19 protein-coding genes are annotated in these 13,817 nt (G+C 43.2%); 14 read left to right on the top strand and 5 right to left on the bottom strand.

Annotation, left to right across the window (positions count from 1 at the left end; translation table 11 throughout):
• Positions 1 to 54 precede the first annotated feature (54 nt).
• On the top strand, positions 55 to 327 hold the full coding sequence (locus ACZ449_RS19260; protein ID WP_464257676.1) for a hypothetical protein: 273 nt from the start codon (positions 55 to 57) through the stop codon (positions 325 to 327).
• A gap of 403 nt (positions 328 to 730) precedes the next feature.
• On the opposite strand, the gene ACZ449_RS19255 is transcribed toward ACZ449_RS19260, so the two are convergent.
• Together ACZ449_RS19255 and ACZ449_RS19250 are read right to left on the bottom strand one after the other, a co-directional pair.
• Entirely contained in the window at positions 731 to 1,297 is a 567-nt protein-coding gene (locus tag ACZ449_RS19255) for a DUF2284 domain-containing protein (protein ID WP_464257675.1), read from the bottom strand.
• A 208-nt stretch (positions 1,298 to 1,505) separates the two neighbouring features.
• Positions 1,506 to 1,790: an SH3 domain-containing protein gene (locus tag ACZ449_RS19250; protein ID WP_464257674.1), complete on the bottom strand. Its 285-nt coding sequence runs from the start codon at positions 1,788 to 1,790 to the stop codon at positions 1,506 to 1,508.
• 181 nt (positions 1,791 to 1,971) lie between these two features.
• On the opposite strand from ACZ449_RS19250, the gene ACZ449_RS19245 reads away from it, so the two are divergent.
• The 6 genes from ACZ449_RS19245 to ACZ449_RS19220 all read left to right on the top strand — a co-directional run bounded on the left by ACZ449_RS19245 (position 1,972) and on the right by ACZ449_RS19220 (position 6,334).
• Complete coding sequence (locus ACZ449_RS19245) at positions 1,972 to 2,265, top strand: hypothetical protein (protein WP_464257673.1); 294 nt, start codon at positions 1,972 to 1,974, stop codon at positions 2,263 to 2,265.
• Positions 2,266 to 2,284: 19 nt separating this feature from the next.
• Positions 2,285 to 2,863: an ECF transporter S component gene (locus ACZ449_RS19240; RefSeq protein WP_464257672.1), complete on the top strand. Its 579-nt coding sequence runs from the start codon at positions 2,285 to 2,287 to the stop codon at positions 2,861 to 2,863.
• Positions 2,864 to 2,879: 16 nt separating this feature from the next.
• Entirely contained in the window at positions 2,880 to 3,119 is a 240-nt protein-coding gene (locus ACZ449_RS19235; RefSeq protein ID WP_464257671.1) for a DUF1653 domain-containing protein, read from the top strand.
• 180 nt (positions 3,120 to 3,299) lie between these two features.
• A complete protein-coding gene (locus tag ACZ449_RS19230) occupies positions 3,300 to 4,268 on the top strand; it encodes a tripartite tricarboxylate transporter substrate binding protein (RefSeq protein ID WP_464257670.1) in 969 nt (322 codons plus the stop codon).
• A 95-nt stretch (positions 4,269 to 4,363) separates the two neighbouring features.
• Entirely contained in the window at positions 4,364 to 4,813 is a 450-nt protein-coding gene (locus ACZ449_RS19225) for a tripartite tricarboxylate transporter TctB family protein (RefSeq protein WP_464257669.1), read from the top strand.
• Between the two features lie 15 nt (positions 4,814 to 4,828).
• Positions 4,829 to 6,334, top strand: coding sequence for a tripartite tricarboxylate transporter permease (locus tag ACZ449_RS19220; RefSeq protein ID WP_464257668.1), 1,506 nt, complete (start codon positions 4,829 to 4,831; stop codon positions 6,332 to 6,334).
• A 43-nt stretch (positions 6,335 to 6,377) separates the two neighbouring features.
• On the opposite strand, the gene ACZ449_RS19215 is transcribed toward ACZ449_RS19220, so the two are convergent.
• Positions 6,378 to 6,935, bottom strand: coding sequence for a guanylate kinase (locus tag ACZ449_RS19215; RefSeq protein ID WP_464257667.1), 558 nt, complete (start codon positions 6,933 to 6,935; stop codon positions 6,378 to 6,380).
• A 78-nt stretch (positions 6,936 to 7,013) separates the two neighbouring features.
• Positions 7,014 to 7,202: a YjfB family protein gene (locus ACZ449_RS19210; RefSeq protein WP_464257666.1), complete on the bottom strand. Its 189-nt coding sequence runs from the start codon at positions 7,200 to 7,202 to the stop codon at positions 7,014 to 7,016.
• Positions 7,203 to 7,486: 284 nt separating this feature from the next.
• Here ACZ449_RS19210 and ACZ449_RS19205 point away from each other — a divergent pair, with 284 nt between their 5' ends.
• The 4 genes from ACZ449_RS19205 (at position 7,487) to ACZ449_RS19190 (ending at position 11,421) form a co-directional block, all read left to right on the top strand.
• Positions 7,487 to 8,134 (top strand): bifunctional 4-hydroxy-2-oxoglutarate aldolase/2-dehydro-3-deoxy-phosphogluconate aldolase, encoded by a 648-nt coding sequence (locus tag ACZ449_RS19205; protein ID WP_464257665.1) that lies wholly within the window; start codon positions 7,487 to 7,489, stop codon positions 8,132 to 8,134.
• A 153-nt stretch (positions 8,135 to 8,287) separates the two neighbouring features.
• A complete protein-coding gene (locus ACZ449_RS19200; RefSeq protein ID WP_464257664.1) occupies positions 8,288 to 9,310 on the top strand; it encodes a PfkB family carbohydrate kinase in 1,023 nt (340 codons plus the stop codon).
• Positions 9,311 to 9,316: 6 nt separating this feature from the next.
• Positions 9,317 to 10,333, top strand: coding sequence for a LacI family DNA-binding transcriptional regulator (locus ACZ449_RS19195; protein ID WP_464257663.1), 1,017 nt, complete (start codon positions 9,317 to 9,319; stop codon positions 10,331 to 10,333).
• Between the two features lie 326 nt (positions 10,334 to 10,659).
• Positions 10,660 to 11,421, top strand: coding sequence for a tRNA threonylcarbamoyladenosine dehydratase (locus tag ACZ449_RS19190; protein WP_464257662.1), 762 nt, complete (start codon positions 10,660 to 10,662; stop codon positions 11,419 to 11,421).
• Positions 11,422 to 11,456: 35 nt separating this feature from the next.
• On the opposite strand, the gene ACZ449_RS19185 is transcribed toward ACZ449_RS19190, so the two are convergent.
• Positions 11,457 to 11,648: a hypothetical protein gene (locus ACZ449_RS19185; protein ID WP_464257661.1), complete on the bottom strand. Its 192-nt coding sequence runs from the start codon at positions 11,646 to 11,648 to the stop codon at positions 11,457 to 11,459.
• A gap of 556 nt (positions 11,649 to 12,204) precedes the next feature.
• On the opposite strand from ACZ449_RS19185, the gene nifH reads away from it, so the two are divergent.
• The 3 genes from nifH to ACZ449_RS19170 are packed head-to-tail and all read left to right on the top strand — an operon-like array spanning position 12,205 to position 13,813.
• Positions 12,205 to 13,032, top strand: coding sequence for a nitrogenase iron protein (gene nifH, locus ACZ449_RS19180; protein ID WP_464257660.1), 828 nt, complete (start codon positions 12,205 to 12,207; stop codon positions 13,030 to 13,032).
• Positions 13,033 to 13,065: 33 nt separating this feature from the next.
• Positions 13,066 to 13,392, top strand: a complete 327-nt coding sequence (locus tag ACZ449_RS19175) for a P-II family nitrogen regulator (protein ID WP_021167799.1) — start codon at positions 13,066 to 13,068, stop codon at positions 13,390 to 13,392.
• A 13-nt stretch (positions 13,393 to 13,405) separates the two neighbouring features.
• Positions 13,406 to 13,813 carry a P-II family nitrogen regulator gene (locus tag ACZ449_RS19170; RefSeq protein WP_464257659.1) on the top strand — a complete coding sequence of 136 codons (408 nt, stop codon included), beginning with the start codon at positions 13,406 to 13,408 and terminating at the stop codon, positions 13,811 to 13,813.
• Positions 13,814 to 13,817 lie beyond the last annotated feature (4 nt).

The raw sequence follows: 13,817 nt of genomic DNA, 5'->3' as shown, positions 1-13,817 counted from the left end.
AATTGATGGTGGTACTCTCATGAGCTAAGCGAATCGTAATTAGGAGGTCTTCCGATGGAGATAAAATCAAGGCAAATCGAACTGGCACAATCAGTCCCGGCCATTGTCGGAATACTGGCAGCGAAACGCCAGGCATTAGTAGAGCGTGCAGGGAAGGAAGCGGCGGCAATAGTGGCTAAAGCGGGCTTAACCATCCGCGAACAGCAGGCAGCCATGGCTGTAGCCGATTTATATTTGCAGTTTTGTCAGGAAGACGCAAATAATCAAAAGTGGAGTGAGCTTATGGAGGCTGCTATTCGGCAGGATGAGTTAAGGCAAATTGGATGAGTTTTTAGGTTTGTCGATTTGTATGCAACATAAACTACCAGGGACAGTCGGAGTTTAACCGTCCCTGGTAGTTTTTTATTGGAATATATAGTACAAAAATGACAATTTTTATAGTAAGTTAGGACTTTTGTCCCTGGAACTGTTTTACATAGTATGTTATTCTTAAAGTAAGAAACTAAAGCATAAGGAGGCTGTGGCAAATGCTCGATTATTTGTTTACATTTTGTGCCTTTGGTGTTTTGATTCTGTGCTTTAGCGGTATCCTTAGAGTCGTATTTGGTAATTTGTTTAGAATTGATAAATGGTGATACTGAGTGGACAATCACAGCAATATAGGGGACGGTTATTGACTTGAATTCGATTTAAGCCAATAACCGTCCCCTATAGTTTTATAGTGTGGCTCTTAATCAATTAATAAGAGGCCTGTCAAAGTAACTTCTCCCGGAATAAAGTCAGCTGGTAACCCTAGCCGTCTACATACTTCGCCCACATCTATTCCTAGCGCCTCCATAGATGGGCGCGCTTGTTGGGGATGGCGACAAGTAAATTTTCCCTCTTTCCTGACGCAGGTCTCACATAGCGTGCAATGGCCGCCAGAGAGTCCTGTTGCCAAAGTAAATCCCATACGAAAGGCTTCCTTTTCGAGCTCAACGATGATTTGGCCAAAATTATTTTTGATTTTATGAAAAGGTTCGATGTAATCACTGCCAGAAAGTGGTTCGGTAATCTGCATTACCAGCGCGAAAGTATACTTTTCTAGAATTTGACTAGTTTCAGCTAAATCAGGTACATTCGGTGGGCACATTAGGTTAGCTCCATATTGCTCACAAGTATTAAGACGACACTTTAATCTTACGCGGTCATCAACACGAAGTTCTTTTGCTAACAGTAATTCAGTCCTAACACATCCCTTTTTTAATGCGTTATCTTGTAAGAGGAGAATATTATGCATCTTTTGGGTTAACGCCATAAAAAACACCGCCTTATTATGTTTAGTTTATTTGAGATTACAGATATTCCGCAGTAAAGAAGTTTGCAGGCGTCAAGCCTATTTTAAGGAGTGTTACCGCAAAGTACTCAAAGTTTCCAAAGTTCTATTTTATTAAACAATCTACCCTTCGTATCCCTTTGCGTTCTTTGTGTCCTTTGTGGTTTAACATACCTAACAGACGGCCGGTCTAATACCGATGGTCTTTAGGGCTTAGCTGCTGAAATATAATCCAGCCTTGGTGGTTTTTGTGTTCTACTTGCCAGAATTGACCATCTTCAGATTTGCTAGATACCCTGACCACATCGCCTAATTTAAGCGTCTCAATAACTGCCGCTGAAGGGGTTGGCTCGGAGAATAATTTAACTTGGTCGACATTGGTTACTGCTGAGAAGACAGCTTGTGCAGGTAAAGCTGTAGAAGTAATCAGTATAAGGAGTAGGAGTAGTTTTGGTAAGAAGGGAATTTTTTTCAAGGTAATTCCTCCAGTCAGATAAGTAGATGAAAATAGAATTCACCAAACGACAGCAGAAGTCCTATGTGTTTTCCTACTTATCTAAAAAAACATGTAGGGATTTAGCGATTGGTTGCGAATAAATAAGTAGGTGCAATGTGTTGCTGAGAAGCGCACAGCTGGTAAAAAGGGGAGAAGTTCGATGATGGATATGATAGAGGATTATAAGTACTTGTTTGCCTTGCATTTGCAGGATATTAGCAAGCGCTACGGGTTGCTTTATTATGACGTCCTTAGAGGAAAAATGCCAGATGAGGTCCAGGAAGTATATGCGGCGGGATTGGCGCAGGTATTTGAGTATATGAATCTGCGTCATGGTTTGGAAATGGAAGAGGTTATGGCTGTTCATGAGACGATCATAGAAAGCGTGCTGGCGGAATTTATTATTGCGGCATTGCATAATGGTGAGTCAGATAATCCGCCATTATTGCAGTAAGTGGGTAGGAGGATAGTAAGTGCATACAAATATGGTTTATATGACGCGAGTGGCAATTTTGGCAAGTGCAGCCACCATTCTGATGCTGCTGGAGCTGCCGGTTATTTTTATGCCACCTTTTTTGAAACTGGATTTTAGTGATATACCAGCTATTATTGGCGCTTTTGCGCTGGGGCCATTGGCAGGGTGTTTGATTGTGCTGCTGAAAAATATCTTACATATGAGCAGTACCCAAACGGCGGGGGTTGGCGAGATGGCCAATTTCCTGGTTGGTACAGGTTTTGTTGTGCCTGCGGCTTTTATTTATCGGATAAAAAAGAACCGTACAGGGGCCATGCTGGCGCTTACTGTTGGAACAGCCTCAATGACGCTGGTGGCCGCGGCAGTTAATTATTGGGTATTAATTCCATTGTATCAATCCGCATTACATCTTCCCCTTGAGGCTATTATTACCATGGGGAGGGTAGCTAACCCGTTGATTGTTGATCTTAAGACTTTTATCGTGTTTGCTATTGTACCTTTTAATTTGTTTAAAGGTAGTATTGTTTCGCTAATTACCCTGGTAGTCTACAAAAAACTATCCCCAATTTTGCATTAGAATTAAGGAGTGTAACATGGCTGAAGAAGTGAGAGTTAGAGTAAAGACCGGGATTTATCGCCATTATAAAGGCAAGCTGTACCAGGTTGTGGGTGAGGCTATTCATAGTGAAACTATGGAGCCGCTGATTGTCTACCGGGCGCTGTATGGCGAATATCGATTATGGGTGCGGCCTAAGGCCATGTTTTGTGAAACTATTATGCTAGATGGCAAGGCGGTCCCCCGTTTCGCATTAGAAGTCGAAGTTGACAATTGAGTGCAAAAATAAAGCAATTTTGTTATGTTGATAAATAAGTATAAATATAGTAAACTGAAACTTGATATATAATAGGTGCGTTTTTATTGTGTCTGAATATTTGGACACAATAAATGCCGGACTTTGATGGCACTTAGTCTGGTTTTTGTTTTCGAAAAAATTTGATAGGGGAGAATGAGTATGAAAAAATGGGTATCTCTTGTACTGGTTTCGCTACTTGTTGCTTCATTAGCCATTACTGGCTGTGGCAACCAAACAGCCAAAAAGGAAGAAGCGAAATATCCTACCAAACCAATTGAACTTATTATTCCATTTGCTGCTGGTGGCGGTACCGATGCAGTTGGCCGGGCGTTTGCAGAAGCTCTGAAAGGCGTTCTTGGTCAAGATGTCGTTGTTGTAAATAAAACTGGTGGCGGCGGCGCTGTTGGTATGGCAGAAGGTCTTAAAGCCAAAGCTGATGGTTATACGTTGACAATGGTAACTCGTGAAATTGTGTCCTTGCCGTTACAAGGACAGGCTCCATTTAAAACCTTTGACTTCAAATTGATTGCTAATGTTAATACCGACCCGACGGTTATTGTAGTATCAACTAGTTCAAAATATAAGACCATTGAAGATTTGCTGGCAGATCTTAAAGCTAATCCTGGCAAATTGAATTTTGCCGCTTCGGTTACTCCCAACTTCTATGCAATTCAATTCACCCAGGCTGCTGGTGTAGACTTTGTAACTGTACCATTTACTGGCGCAGCACCGGCAATCACTGAGATTCTTGGCGGCAGAGCCGATTTCGGTATTTACGGACCTGGGGAAGTTAAGGCGCAAATTGATGCTGGTAAATTGCGGCCACTGGCTGTTATGGCTGAGAAGCGTTTTGACGGATTAAAAGATATTCCGACACTTAAAGAAAAAGGCATTGATGCTGTTACTGGCACCTATAGAGGCATTGCAGTTCCACAGCAAACCCCTGACGCAGTTACTAAAATCTTAGAAGATGCGGTTGCTAAGGCAGTGAAAGATCCTAAGTTCGTTGAGTTTATGAACAAATCATTTTTAGGGATTGATTACAAAAACCCTGCTGAGTATAAGCAGTTCCTTGAATCGGATGTAAAAATCCTAGGACCTATCATCGAAGCAGGTAAAAAGAAGTAATAACCGATGAGAGCGGAGAGCAAATCTTCGCTCTCCTTTTATCCGACAAACACTGGCAGAGAATAGTGCTGGTAAGCAAGAAAGGAAGTGTTAGGGTGAAAAAAGCTGGAGTTTGGGCAGGGATAATTACCCTGGTATATGCGATAATCATCTTTCAACAGTCACTGTCGCTTGAGTATTCCACCCGTCTTGGGCCTGGTCCAGGGTTTTTTCCGCTATGGTTGAGCGGAATCTTAATTGTGCTTACCTTGTGTTATATTGTGGATTCTATTAGACATGATGTTATTAAGGTTAGCGAAATTTTACCTGGCGGAAAAGCCAGTCAGAACATTGTATCAACCGTAGCTGGTCTTATTCTTTTTCCAATTGTAGTTTCTTATTTGGGTTTTGTTATTTCGGCAACCATGTTACAGTTTATTATGTTTGTGCGTGACTTCAAATGGTATACTGCGCTGGGAATTTCGGTAAGTATATCAGTGATGTTGTTAGTTGTATTTCAGTCGCTGCTCGGGGTTTCACTCCCCGTCAATGATTTTGGCTGGTAGGGGGGAGAGAAACTGATGGATGCATTTATGCCGTTACTCGAAGGTTTTGATATTGCTATGGGTGGATGGAACCTTTTATACTGTTTGATCGGTGTCACTATTGGTATGCTTGTCGGTGTTTTACCAGGTCTTGGACCTACTACTGGTACGGCGCTCTTATTACCAATTACCTTTTCTATGGACCCGATACCGGCGATTATCATGTTATCAGGTATCTATTACGGTTCGCTTTATGGCGGTACCGTGACGTCAGTGCTGATTAACACGCCAGGAGAAGCTGCCTCGGTCACCACTTGCTTTGATGGATATCCAATGGCCAAACAGGGGCGTGCAGGCACAGCACTTGGGGTTGCCGGTATTGGCTCTTTCATTGGCGGCACGGTTGCAATAATTGGCTTAGTGTTTATCGGGCCACCGCTCGCAGAGCTGGCGCTCAAATTTGGTCCGCCAGAATTTTTTTCGCTGATGATTTTAGGCTTGGTTATGGTTGTTGGTTTAATGGGCAAATCGATTATTCGCGGCACCATTTCTGCTATTGTTGGTTTAACCTTATCGCTCATTGGCATGGACCCAATCTCGGGGGCGCTGCGATTTACTTTTGGGGAACTGCATTTGATGGAAGGCTTTGACTTTGTGACAATTGCGATGGGGTTATTTGGTATTTCTGAGGTTATGTTGGGCTTAGAGACCTCAATGCATGCCCAGAAAACTCCCAAGGTAGGTAAGCTATTGCCTAACCGGGAAGAATGGCGTCCAACGTTGATGGCGATTGCCAGAGGAACCGGGTTGGGTTGTTTAACTGGTTTGATTCCCGGCTCTAACTCGGTCATTCCCGCTATTCTTTCCTATACTTTAGAAAAAAAGCTGGCAAAAGATCCGTCGCGTTTTGGCAAGGGGGCTATTGAAGGCGTTGCCGGACCAGAAACGGCCAATAATGCGTATTGTGGAGCCGCACTGATTCCGCTCTTTACGATGGGCATTCCCAGTTCGCCAACGATTGCCGTATTATTTGGCGCTTTTATTATGCATGGTCTTACACCAGGGCCGGCATTGTTTCAGAGTAATCCTCAATTTGTGTGGGCCGTTATTGCCAGTATGTTTATCGGCAATTTTATGCTGTTAATTATGAATTTGCCAATGGCTGGAATGTGGGGGAAGGTTGCAACAATACCTTCGAAGATATTGTATCCTTTAATTGTAATTATCTCTGTTGTGGGCGCTTATAGCATCAGTGGCAGTGTCTGGGATATTTGGGTCATGATCTTCTTCGGAGTTATGGGTTATGTAATGAAGAAGATTGATATTCCGATGGCGCCTGTAGTATTGACCTTTGTGTTGGGTAAAATGATTGAGAGTTCACTGCTACAGTCATTAATGTACTTTAAGGGTGACTTTATGGGCTTCTTTGGCCGCCCGATTTCTGGTGTTATGCTTACCCTCGCGATCGTGATCTTTATTTTTGGCATCATTGCCGGTTTGCGTAATAAGCGCGGCATGCTTGCTGATGATGTTGAAGTATAGTAGTAAAAAATAAAGGCCGCCAAATTCAATTGGCGGCCTTTTGCTATATGGTTTTGTCAGGCAGGGTAACTTTGCCGATGATGGCCATTATTTGGTTCACGACGATTTCCAGTGAACCGGTGCTTTTTACTACATAATTGGCTGTTTGCCATTGGTCGAACTCACCAGTACTTTTGGCGTATTCAATACGGCGGTTGATAAGTGCTGTATCATCGCCGCGATCGAGCATGCGGGTAATAAGCGTATCGTAGTCGGCCATAAGGAATATGGATTCCAGGCGATTGGCCAGTAATTTTTTTAGCTGAGTAAGCCCTTGCATTTCAATAGTTACCAGGCTTACCGGGTAAAGTTTGACTTTGTCTAATACTTCTGCTTTGCTCAGTCCGTAGAAATTTCCCGAGTATTCTACTCGTTCGATAAGCTCGTTCTTTTGAAAATCATCTTTGCTAACAAAATAATAGTGAACACCATGCTCTTCGCCAGGTCGGGGTTTGCGGGTAGTATGACTAACCATTTCCGGAATGGCATATTGGGCAAGCTCGCGTAAGATACTGGATTTTCCCGCGGCCGGGGGACCGATAAGTGCATATACCTTATTCATAAAAGACCTCCTTGTCTGAGTTATCTACTAATATATCGTAGAAAAAAGCTTCTGAGTTTACTCCCAGAAGCTTTTAGCTTAGACCGCTATATCAATGTTATTGCCTAAATTAGGCGGGGAAATGCTAGGGGCTGTCGCAGACATAAGCTGCATCAGGCCGTCAGCTTGTTCTGTGGCTGTATTCATAACTTTTTTGAGCATAAGGATATCGGCCTGGTTGCTGACATTTATTTGTGAAGACATCATGGAAATTGCGGCAATATCCATCCTTGTTCGCCTCCCCTGCTAGTATAGGTAAATTATACTATTTACAGAATACCGCGTCAATAAATAGCTGGTTTGGAGTAATTTTCTGTATGGGAGGAAAAACTATATCATGGATTATATATACTAGTCGAAAGAAATTTTCAAACAACAAAGTCTCTGAATAAAAAATGTTTTAGATTTTTGCAAAAATAAGCAGGAATAGTAAAAAAAATAGCTAATATAATCAATATCATCATGTAAACCGATTTCCTAAACCGGTTTACCAAAGGAAGGGAAGAAATAAAATGATACCCAAATTAAATGTTCTGCAAAAAATTATGGATACTGGTGTTGTTGCTGTTGTTCGTGCTGAAAGCTCGGAACAAGCTGTGAAAATTGCCGATGCCTGTCTTAAAGGCGGAATATCCGCTATTGAGATTACTTTTACCGTTCCTGGTGCTGCCGATGTAATTAAAGATCTGGTTGCTAATTATAAAAATGGCGAGATGATTATTGGTGCAGGCACTGTCCTTGACTCCGAGACTGCCCGGATTGCTATTTTGGCAGGCGCACAATATATTGTCAGCCCTTCATTCAATGCCGAAACAGTAAAACTCTGTAACCGCTATCAAATACCAATCATGGCCGGTTGCATGACTATTAAAGAAGTCGTTGATGCGATGGAAGCCGGTACAGACATTATTAAATTGTTCCCTGGTGAAGCACTTGGCGCTTCCTTTGTAAAAGCCTTGAAAGGACCGTTGCCGCAAGCGCCGGTTATGCCGACAGGCGGTGTGGCCCTTGAAAATGTACAGGATTGGATTAAAGCAGGCTGTGTAGCCGTAGGCGTAGGCGGTAAATTGACTGCTGGTGCTAAAACAGGCGATTATGATTCAATCACGGAGATTGGCAAGCAGTTTGTCGAAAAAGTACGTCAAGCTCGCGGTAAGTAAGCAGCCTTAGCTTCAGGCGGGGTTCATCCCCGAATGAAGGTTAGTCTGCTCTTATCCAGGGACTTAATCGCTCTTGTCTTCCGCTACGGAAGCGGGAGGCTTAGAGCGAGTTAGTCATCGGGAAAGTAAATATTATATAATGAGGTGGATAGTGTGAAAAAAGTAGTATGTTTTGGTGAAATCATGCTCCGGTTAGCTCCGGTTGGCTACCAACGTTTTGAACAAACTCCTAGTTTTGAGGCTGTTTACGGTGGCGGCGAAGCCAATGTAAGTGTATCTTTAGCTAACTACGGGGAAGAAGCTATATTTGTAACTAAGGTTCCTGAAAATCCAATTGGGCAGGCTGCTGTCAATGAAATGCGTCGCTATGGCGTTGACACTCGTTATATGGTACGCGGCGGAGAGCGTCTGGGAATTTACTTCTGTGAAAAAGGCGCTTCTCAGCGTCCGTCCAAAGTAGTGTATGATCGTGCCCATTCCTCAATTTCTGGCGCTAAAAAAGAGGATTTTGACTGGAAAACAATTTTTGCAGGTGCTGAATGGTTCCATTTTACTGGTATTACTCCGGCGCTGGGCGACAATGTGGCCGAGTGTGTACTGGAAGCCTGTAAAGCTGCTAAAGAAGCAGGTTTGACAATTAGCTGCGACCTTAACTTCCGTAAAAACCTGTGGACTAGCGAAAAAGCCGGTAAGGTTATGGCGGAGTTCATGCCTTATGTGGATGTATGTATTGCCAATGAGGAAGATGCGGAAAAAGTATTCGGCATTAAAGCCGATAACACCGATATTACAGGTGGTAAGCTTAGTCATGATGGTTACAAAGATGTTGCGAAAAAACTGAAAGAACGCTTTGGTTTTAAGGCTGTAGCTATTACCCTGCGTGGCAGCATCTCAGCTTCTGATAATAACTGGGCAGCTATGCTGTATAAAGATGATGAATTTTATTTCTCGAAAAACTATGCCATTCACATTATTGACCGCGTTGGCGGTGGCGACTCCTTTGGTGGTGGCTTAATCTATGCTCTGCTGAATAACTACTCGAATGCAGACGCTCTTGAGTTTGCTGTAGCAGCTTCTTGTCTCAAGCATACCATTGAAGGGGACCATAACCATGTAACTGTTAGCGAAGTAAAAGCGTTGGCAGGTGGTGATGGTTCAGGACGGGTACAACGGTAACAAATAATGGCTGTCACAATTGCTGAGGTTGCCAGGAGAGCAGGAGTTTCTAAAAGCACTGTATCTAGATATCTAAATGGCTTGTATGATCATATGGGAGTAGATACGAAAGAACGTATTGCTCAGGTTATTGCCGAACTTGACTATAGGCCAAATGCGTTGGCTCGCAGCCTCAAGCAAAAGCGAACCCATACAGTAGGTGCCATTGTTGCCAATATCTTAAATCCCTTTTCTACCAGTATTATTAGAGGTATTGAAGATACACTGAATGAGGCTGGCTTTAATCTGATTTTGTGTAATGCAGATGATGATCCTGCTAAAGAGCGGGACTATGTCAATATGCTGGTAGATAAGCAGATTGATGGGTTGATTATTAATACCACCGGTTGCAATAACGAGCTTATTGCGCAGGTCAACCAAACGATTCCCATTGTGCTTATTGACCGCAAGGCGTCAGATATTACTATTGATACCGTGACGGTAGACAGTGCGAAGGGCGTGCGGCAGGCTATCGATCATTTGGTAGCACTAGGTCATGCTGGTATTGCTATGCTTACTCTGCCCTATGACCATGTCAGTCCACGACTGGAACGGGTACAAGCATATCAAGCTGCCTTGGCAGTGCATAATCTTGCCTTCCGGGAAGAATGGCTGGTACAGACAAGTATGGAAGATGCGGTAATTTTGTCCAAACTGCAGGCTTTACTTGGCGGTGAGGTGACTGCAGATAAACCAACAAGTATTTTTTGTGCGAATAATATGATTACCATGTCAGTGGTAAAGGCAATTAAACAAATGGGTGTAACGATTCCTAAAGAGATTGCGGTGCTGGGCTTTGACGACTGGGAGTGGGCGCAGTTAATTGATCCACCAGTGACAGTTGTTGCACAGCCTGTCTATGATATGGGAAATAAGGCCGCAGACTTGCTGATAAAACGCATGAAGGGTGGCCGTTCATCCAAGAAACCAATTACAATTCTCTTTGAGCCACAGCTTTTAAAACGAAAGTCATGTGGTGAATAGTTAAATAAATATTCCCCCTTTTAAAGTAGATAGCAGCCATCCCTCTGGCTCTATCTACTTTTTAACTATTCTGGTCTAATTTTCGTTAAAACTCATATACTGTTTATTGTGGTACTAATTTAGGAGGTGGCAGGATGCTGGTGCATATTCAGTGTGGAGTCGTAATGGAAGTGGATCAAGAGGGCAATTACATTTGTCCGAAATGTGGTAAAACCATTAAACCACGTATCTCCCGTAAGTAAGATCACGGGCTTGTTGACTGGTCTGGGGATATTTGCTACACTAATACAATGCATCAACTACAGTAAGATAAAGGGTGACAATAGATGTTACATGAATTTTCCCGGACAGAATTATTAATCGGCACAGAGGGCCTGGGTAAACTAGCCCAAAGCAAGGTGGCCATTTTTGGTATTGGCGGGGTTGGCACATATGTTGTGGAAGGTCTGGTACGCTCAGGTGTGGGTAAATTTGTGCTGGTCGATGATGATTGTATTTGCCTGACTAATATTAACCGGCAACTGCATGCTACTAGAAAAACGGTTGGTAGACCTAAGGTTGAGGTTATGCGGGAACGTATTCTCGAGATAAATCCTAAGGCTGAGGTCACGGTTTTTCAAGAGTTCTATCTGCCAGATACGGCCGAAAAACTGCTTGCCGATGATTATACCTATATCGTAGATGCTATTGATACTGTTACCGGCAAGCTTGATCTTGTTGCTCGGGCCAAAGCTAAAAATATTCCGGTTATCTCGTCTATGGGGGCTGGTAATAAGCTGGACCCAACACAGTTTGAGGTGACTGATATTTTTCGTACTTCCGTGTGTCCCCTGGCCAAAGTGATGCGTCAGGAGCTAAGAAAGCGGGGCATCACTTCACTTAAGGTAGTCTATTCGAAAGAGGCGCCAATTACCCCGGTGGCGACCGAGAGCTCTAGTTGTAGCGCTGGCTGTATTTGCCCACAGGGGACAACACGCAAATGTACATCGCGCCATCAAATTCCCGGCAGTATTGCCTTTGTCCCGTCGGTGGTGGGCCTCATTATTGCAGGGGAAGTTGTCAAAGACATTGTTTTTGACAGAGTGTAAAAGAAGCTTAATGGACAGAGTCCATTAAGCTTCTTTTATTTGCTGGTACGTTTTTGGTTATATACTTCCCAGGCGCTCATAACCTTTTGCCGGGAATATTCCAGGCGTTTGGCAGTTACCTTATTGTCATTTTTCTCGCTCTCAGCCGAGAGGTCATAGAGGGTGTTGTTGAGGGAAGATACTATTGCGGCCAGCAGTGCATGGACTTCATCGTTAGAAGTTTCCATAAGGAGAAACCTCCCTTCTGGGGATTTTACTCTGTCAATTGACAGTAGTCTAGTAAAAGTATAACCAGATATTCATGGAAATGCAATAATAAGTCATAGCTGCCATTACACTTATAAAACTTAATTTTCCGAAAATATACAGAGCTATTGCGGGTTGGCGACAGCTATGGTATAGTGTGCTTACAAGATAATAATCTTTAGCGATGAAGCTATGAAGTAGAGAATTCTGCTCATAGCTTTTTATGTTTTTAGGCGCAAAACAATTCCTGTAGATAATTTAATATGTTTTACAAGCAATGAGGCTTACCCCAATTATTAACTGGGGTAAGCCTCGACTTGTTATCACAGGTTGAGGGGGTGATTATCTTCGATACAAATAAAAAGCTTCACGCGTATTAGTAGTACCCGTGAAGCCAGAGTAAGTCGCAATCCCCAAGCGGGCGGCAAGGGTTTATTGACATACCTTTTATTATTATATGCTACGTACTAACATTTTTCAACATATAAACCCGCCATGCCAAAATTATCGTTATAGAAAAAAGGGAGGAAGTTAACAATGAGACAGATTGCTATTTATGGTAAAGGCGGTATCGGTAAATCGACTACAACGCAAAACACGGTTGCGGCGTTAGCTGAAGCTGGAAAAAATATTATGGTGGTTGGCTGTGATCCTAAGGCCGACTCTACACGGTTACTATTAAATGGACTTTGTCAAAAGACAGTGCTTGATACACTGCGTGATGAAGGTGATGATATTGAACTTGATGCTATTTTAAAAGCAGGCTTTAAAAATACTCTCTGTGTGGAATCCGGTGGTCCTGAACCAGGGGTAGGCTGCGCTGGTCGTGGCATAATTACCTCAATCAATATGTTGGAATCGCTGGGAGCCTATACACCGGAACTCGAATATGTGTTCTATGATGTGCTTGGTGACGTTGTTTGCGGCGGTTTTGCCATGCCGATTAGAGAAGGCAAAGCCGAAGAAATCTATATTGTAGCTTCGGGAGAATTAATGGCTTTATATGCGGCCAACAACATTGCCAAAGGTATTCAAAAATATGCAACAACAGGCAAGGTTCGATTGGGCGGTATTATCTGCAACAGCCGGAAGGTAGATAATGAATTGCCACTCTTGAAAGCCTTTGCTGAAGAACTTGGTTCTCAGCTCATCTATTTCGTACCTAGGGATAACTTGGTTCAACGTGCTGAAATTCATAAAAAGACAGTTATTGATTTTGATCCTGAAGCCGGTCAGGCCAATGAATACCGTGCGTTGGCTAAGGCTATCGACGAAAATAAGCTGTTCGTTATTCCCAAACCAATGACGCAAGACCGTTTGGAAGAACTAATGATGCAGCACGGCTTCCTTGACGCTATTGCCTAAATTTAAACGACGAAATATGAAGGAGTGAATGTTGTGATATTAATCAGAGCCATTATTAGACCAGATAAAAAGGATGAAGTGCTGGCCGAACTGTCACAAGCCGGATTTAACGCTGTTACCGTCGTTGACGTTGTGGGACGCGGCAAACAAAAGGGCATTAAAATTGGCGGGGTCGTTTATGATGAAATCCCCAAGACGCTGCTCTTAATGGCAGTGCGGGCTGAATATAAACAGGAAATTATTAAGGTAATCATGGAAGCGGCTAAAACGGGAGAAAAAGGAGCCTATGGCGACGGCAAAATATTCATAACGCCGGTTTCCGAGGTATATACCGTGTCAAGCGGCATGAAAGAACTGTAAAGGAGGCTGTACCATGCAAGAGATTCTAGCCATAGTGCGTATGAATAAAACAAGTGCTACCAAGAAAGCATTGGTAGAAGCCGGGGTAGCCGGTTTCACAGCCTTTAAGGTCATGGGGCGGGGCAAGTTAATTGATGATCCGGCCGTTGTAGCGGAGCGGAAAGAAAAAATGATGAATTTGGCTGGTGCTGACGAGCAAGATGCGGAAATGTTGATTGACGGCTTTCTTGATGGACATCGGTTGTTTCCACGGCGTTTATTTACGATTTTAGCGCATGATGAAGATGTGCCCAAGATTGTGGAGGCCATTATGTCGGCTAATCGCACCGAAAATAAGGTGGGAGATGGAAAGATCATTATTATGCCCATGCTGGACGCTATTAGGGTTCGTACCGGTGAGGCCGGAGAAGACGCAGTATAAGCTT

It is taken from the genome of Desulfosporomusa polytropa (assembly GCF_055380075.1).
This window is presented reverse-complemented; position numbering and strand designations above follow the sequence as displayed.

Coding starts and splice junctions, on each gene's coding strand:
- ACZ449_RS19260 (WP_464257676.1), top strand. CDS start 55: ATGGAGATAAAATCAAGGCAAATCGAACTGGCACAATCAGTCCCGGCC.
- ACZ449_RS19255 (WP_464257675.1), bottom strand. CDS start 1,297: ATGGCGTTAACCCAAAAGATGCATAATATTCTCCTCTTACAAGATAAC.
- ACZ449_RS19245 (WP_464257673.1), top strand. CDS start 1,972: ATGATGGATATGATAGAGGATTATAAGTACTTGTTTGCCTTGCATTTG.
- ACZ449_RS19235 (WP_464257671.1), top strand. CDS start 2,880: ATGGCTGAAGAAGTGAGAGTTAGAGTAAAGACCGGGATTTATCGCCAT.
- ACZ449_RS19230 (WP_464257670.1), top strand. CDS start 3,300: ATGAAAAAATGGGTATCTCTTGTACTGGTTTCGCTACTTGTTGCTTCA.
- ACZ449_RS19220 (WP_464257668.1), top strand. CDS start 4,829: ATGGATGCATTTATGCCGTTACTCGAAGGTTTTGATATTGCTATGGGT.
- ACZ449_RS19215 (WP_464257667.1), bottom strand. CDS start 6,935: ATGAATAAGGTATATGCACTTATCGGTCCCCCGGCCGCGGGAAAATCC.
- ACZ449_RS19210 (WP_464257666.1), bottom strand. CDS start 7,202: ATGGATATTGCCGCAATTTCCATGATGTCTTCACAAATAAATGTCAGC.
- ACZ449_RS19205 (WP_464257665.1), top strand. CDS start 7,487: ATGATACCCAAATTAAATGTTCTGCAAAAAATTATGGATACTGGTGTT.
- ACZ449_RS19195 (WP_464257663.1), top strand. CDS start 9,317: ATGGCTGTCACAATTGCTGAGGTTGCCAGGAGAGCAGGAGTTTCTAAA.
- ACZ449_RS19190 (WP_464257662.1), top strand. CDS start 10,660: ATGTTACATGAATTTTCCCGGACAGAATTATTAATCGGCACAGAGGGC.
- ACZ449_RS19185 (WP_464257661.1), bottom strand. CDS start 11,648: ATGGAAACTTCTAACGATGAAGTCCATGCACTGCTGGCCGCAATAGTA.
- nifH (WP_464257660.1), top strand. CDS start 12,205: ATGAGACAGATTGCTATTTATGGTAAAGGCGGTATCGGTAAATCGACT.
- ACZ449_RS19170 (WP_464257659.1), top strand. CDS start 13,406: ATGCAAGAGATTCTAGCCATAGTGCGTATGAATAAAACAAGTGCTACC.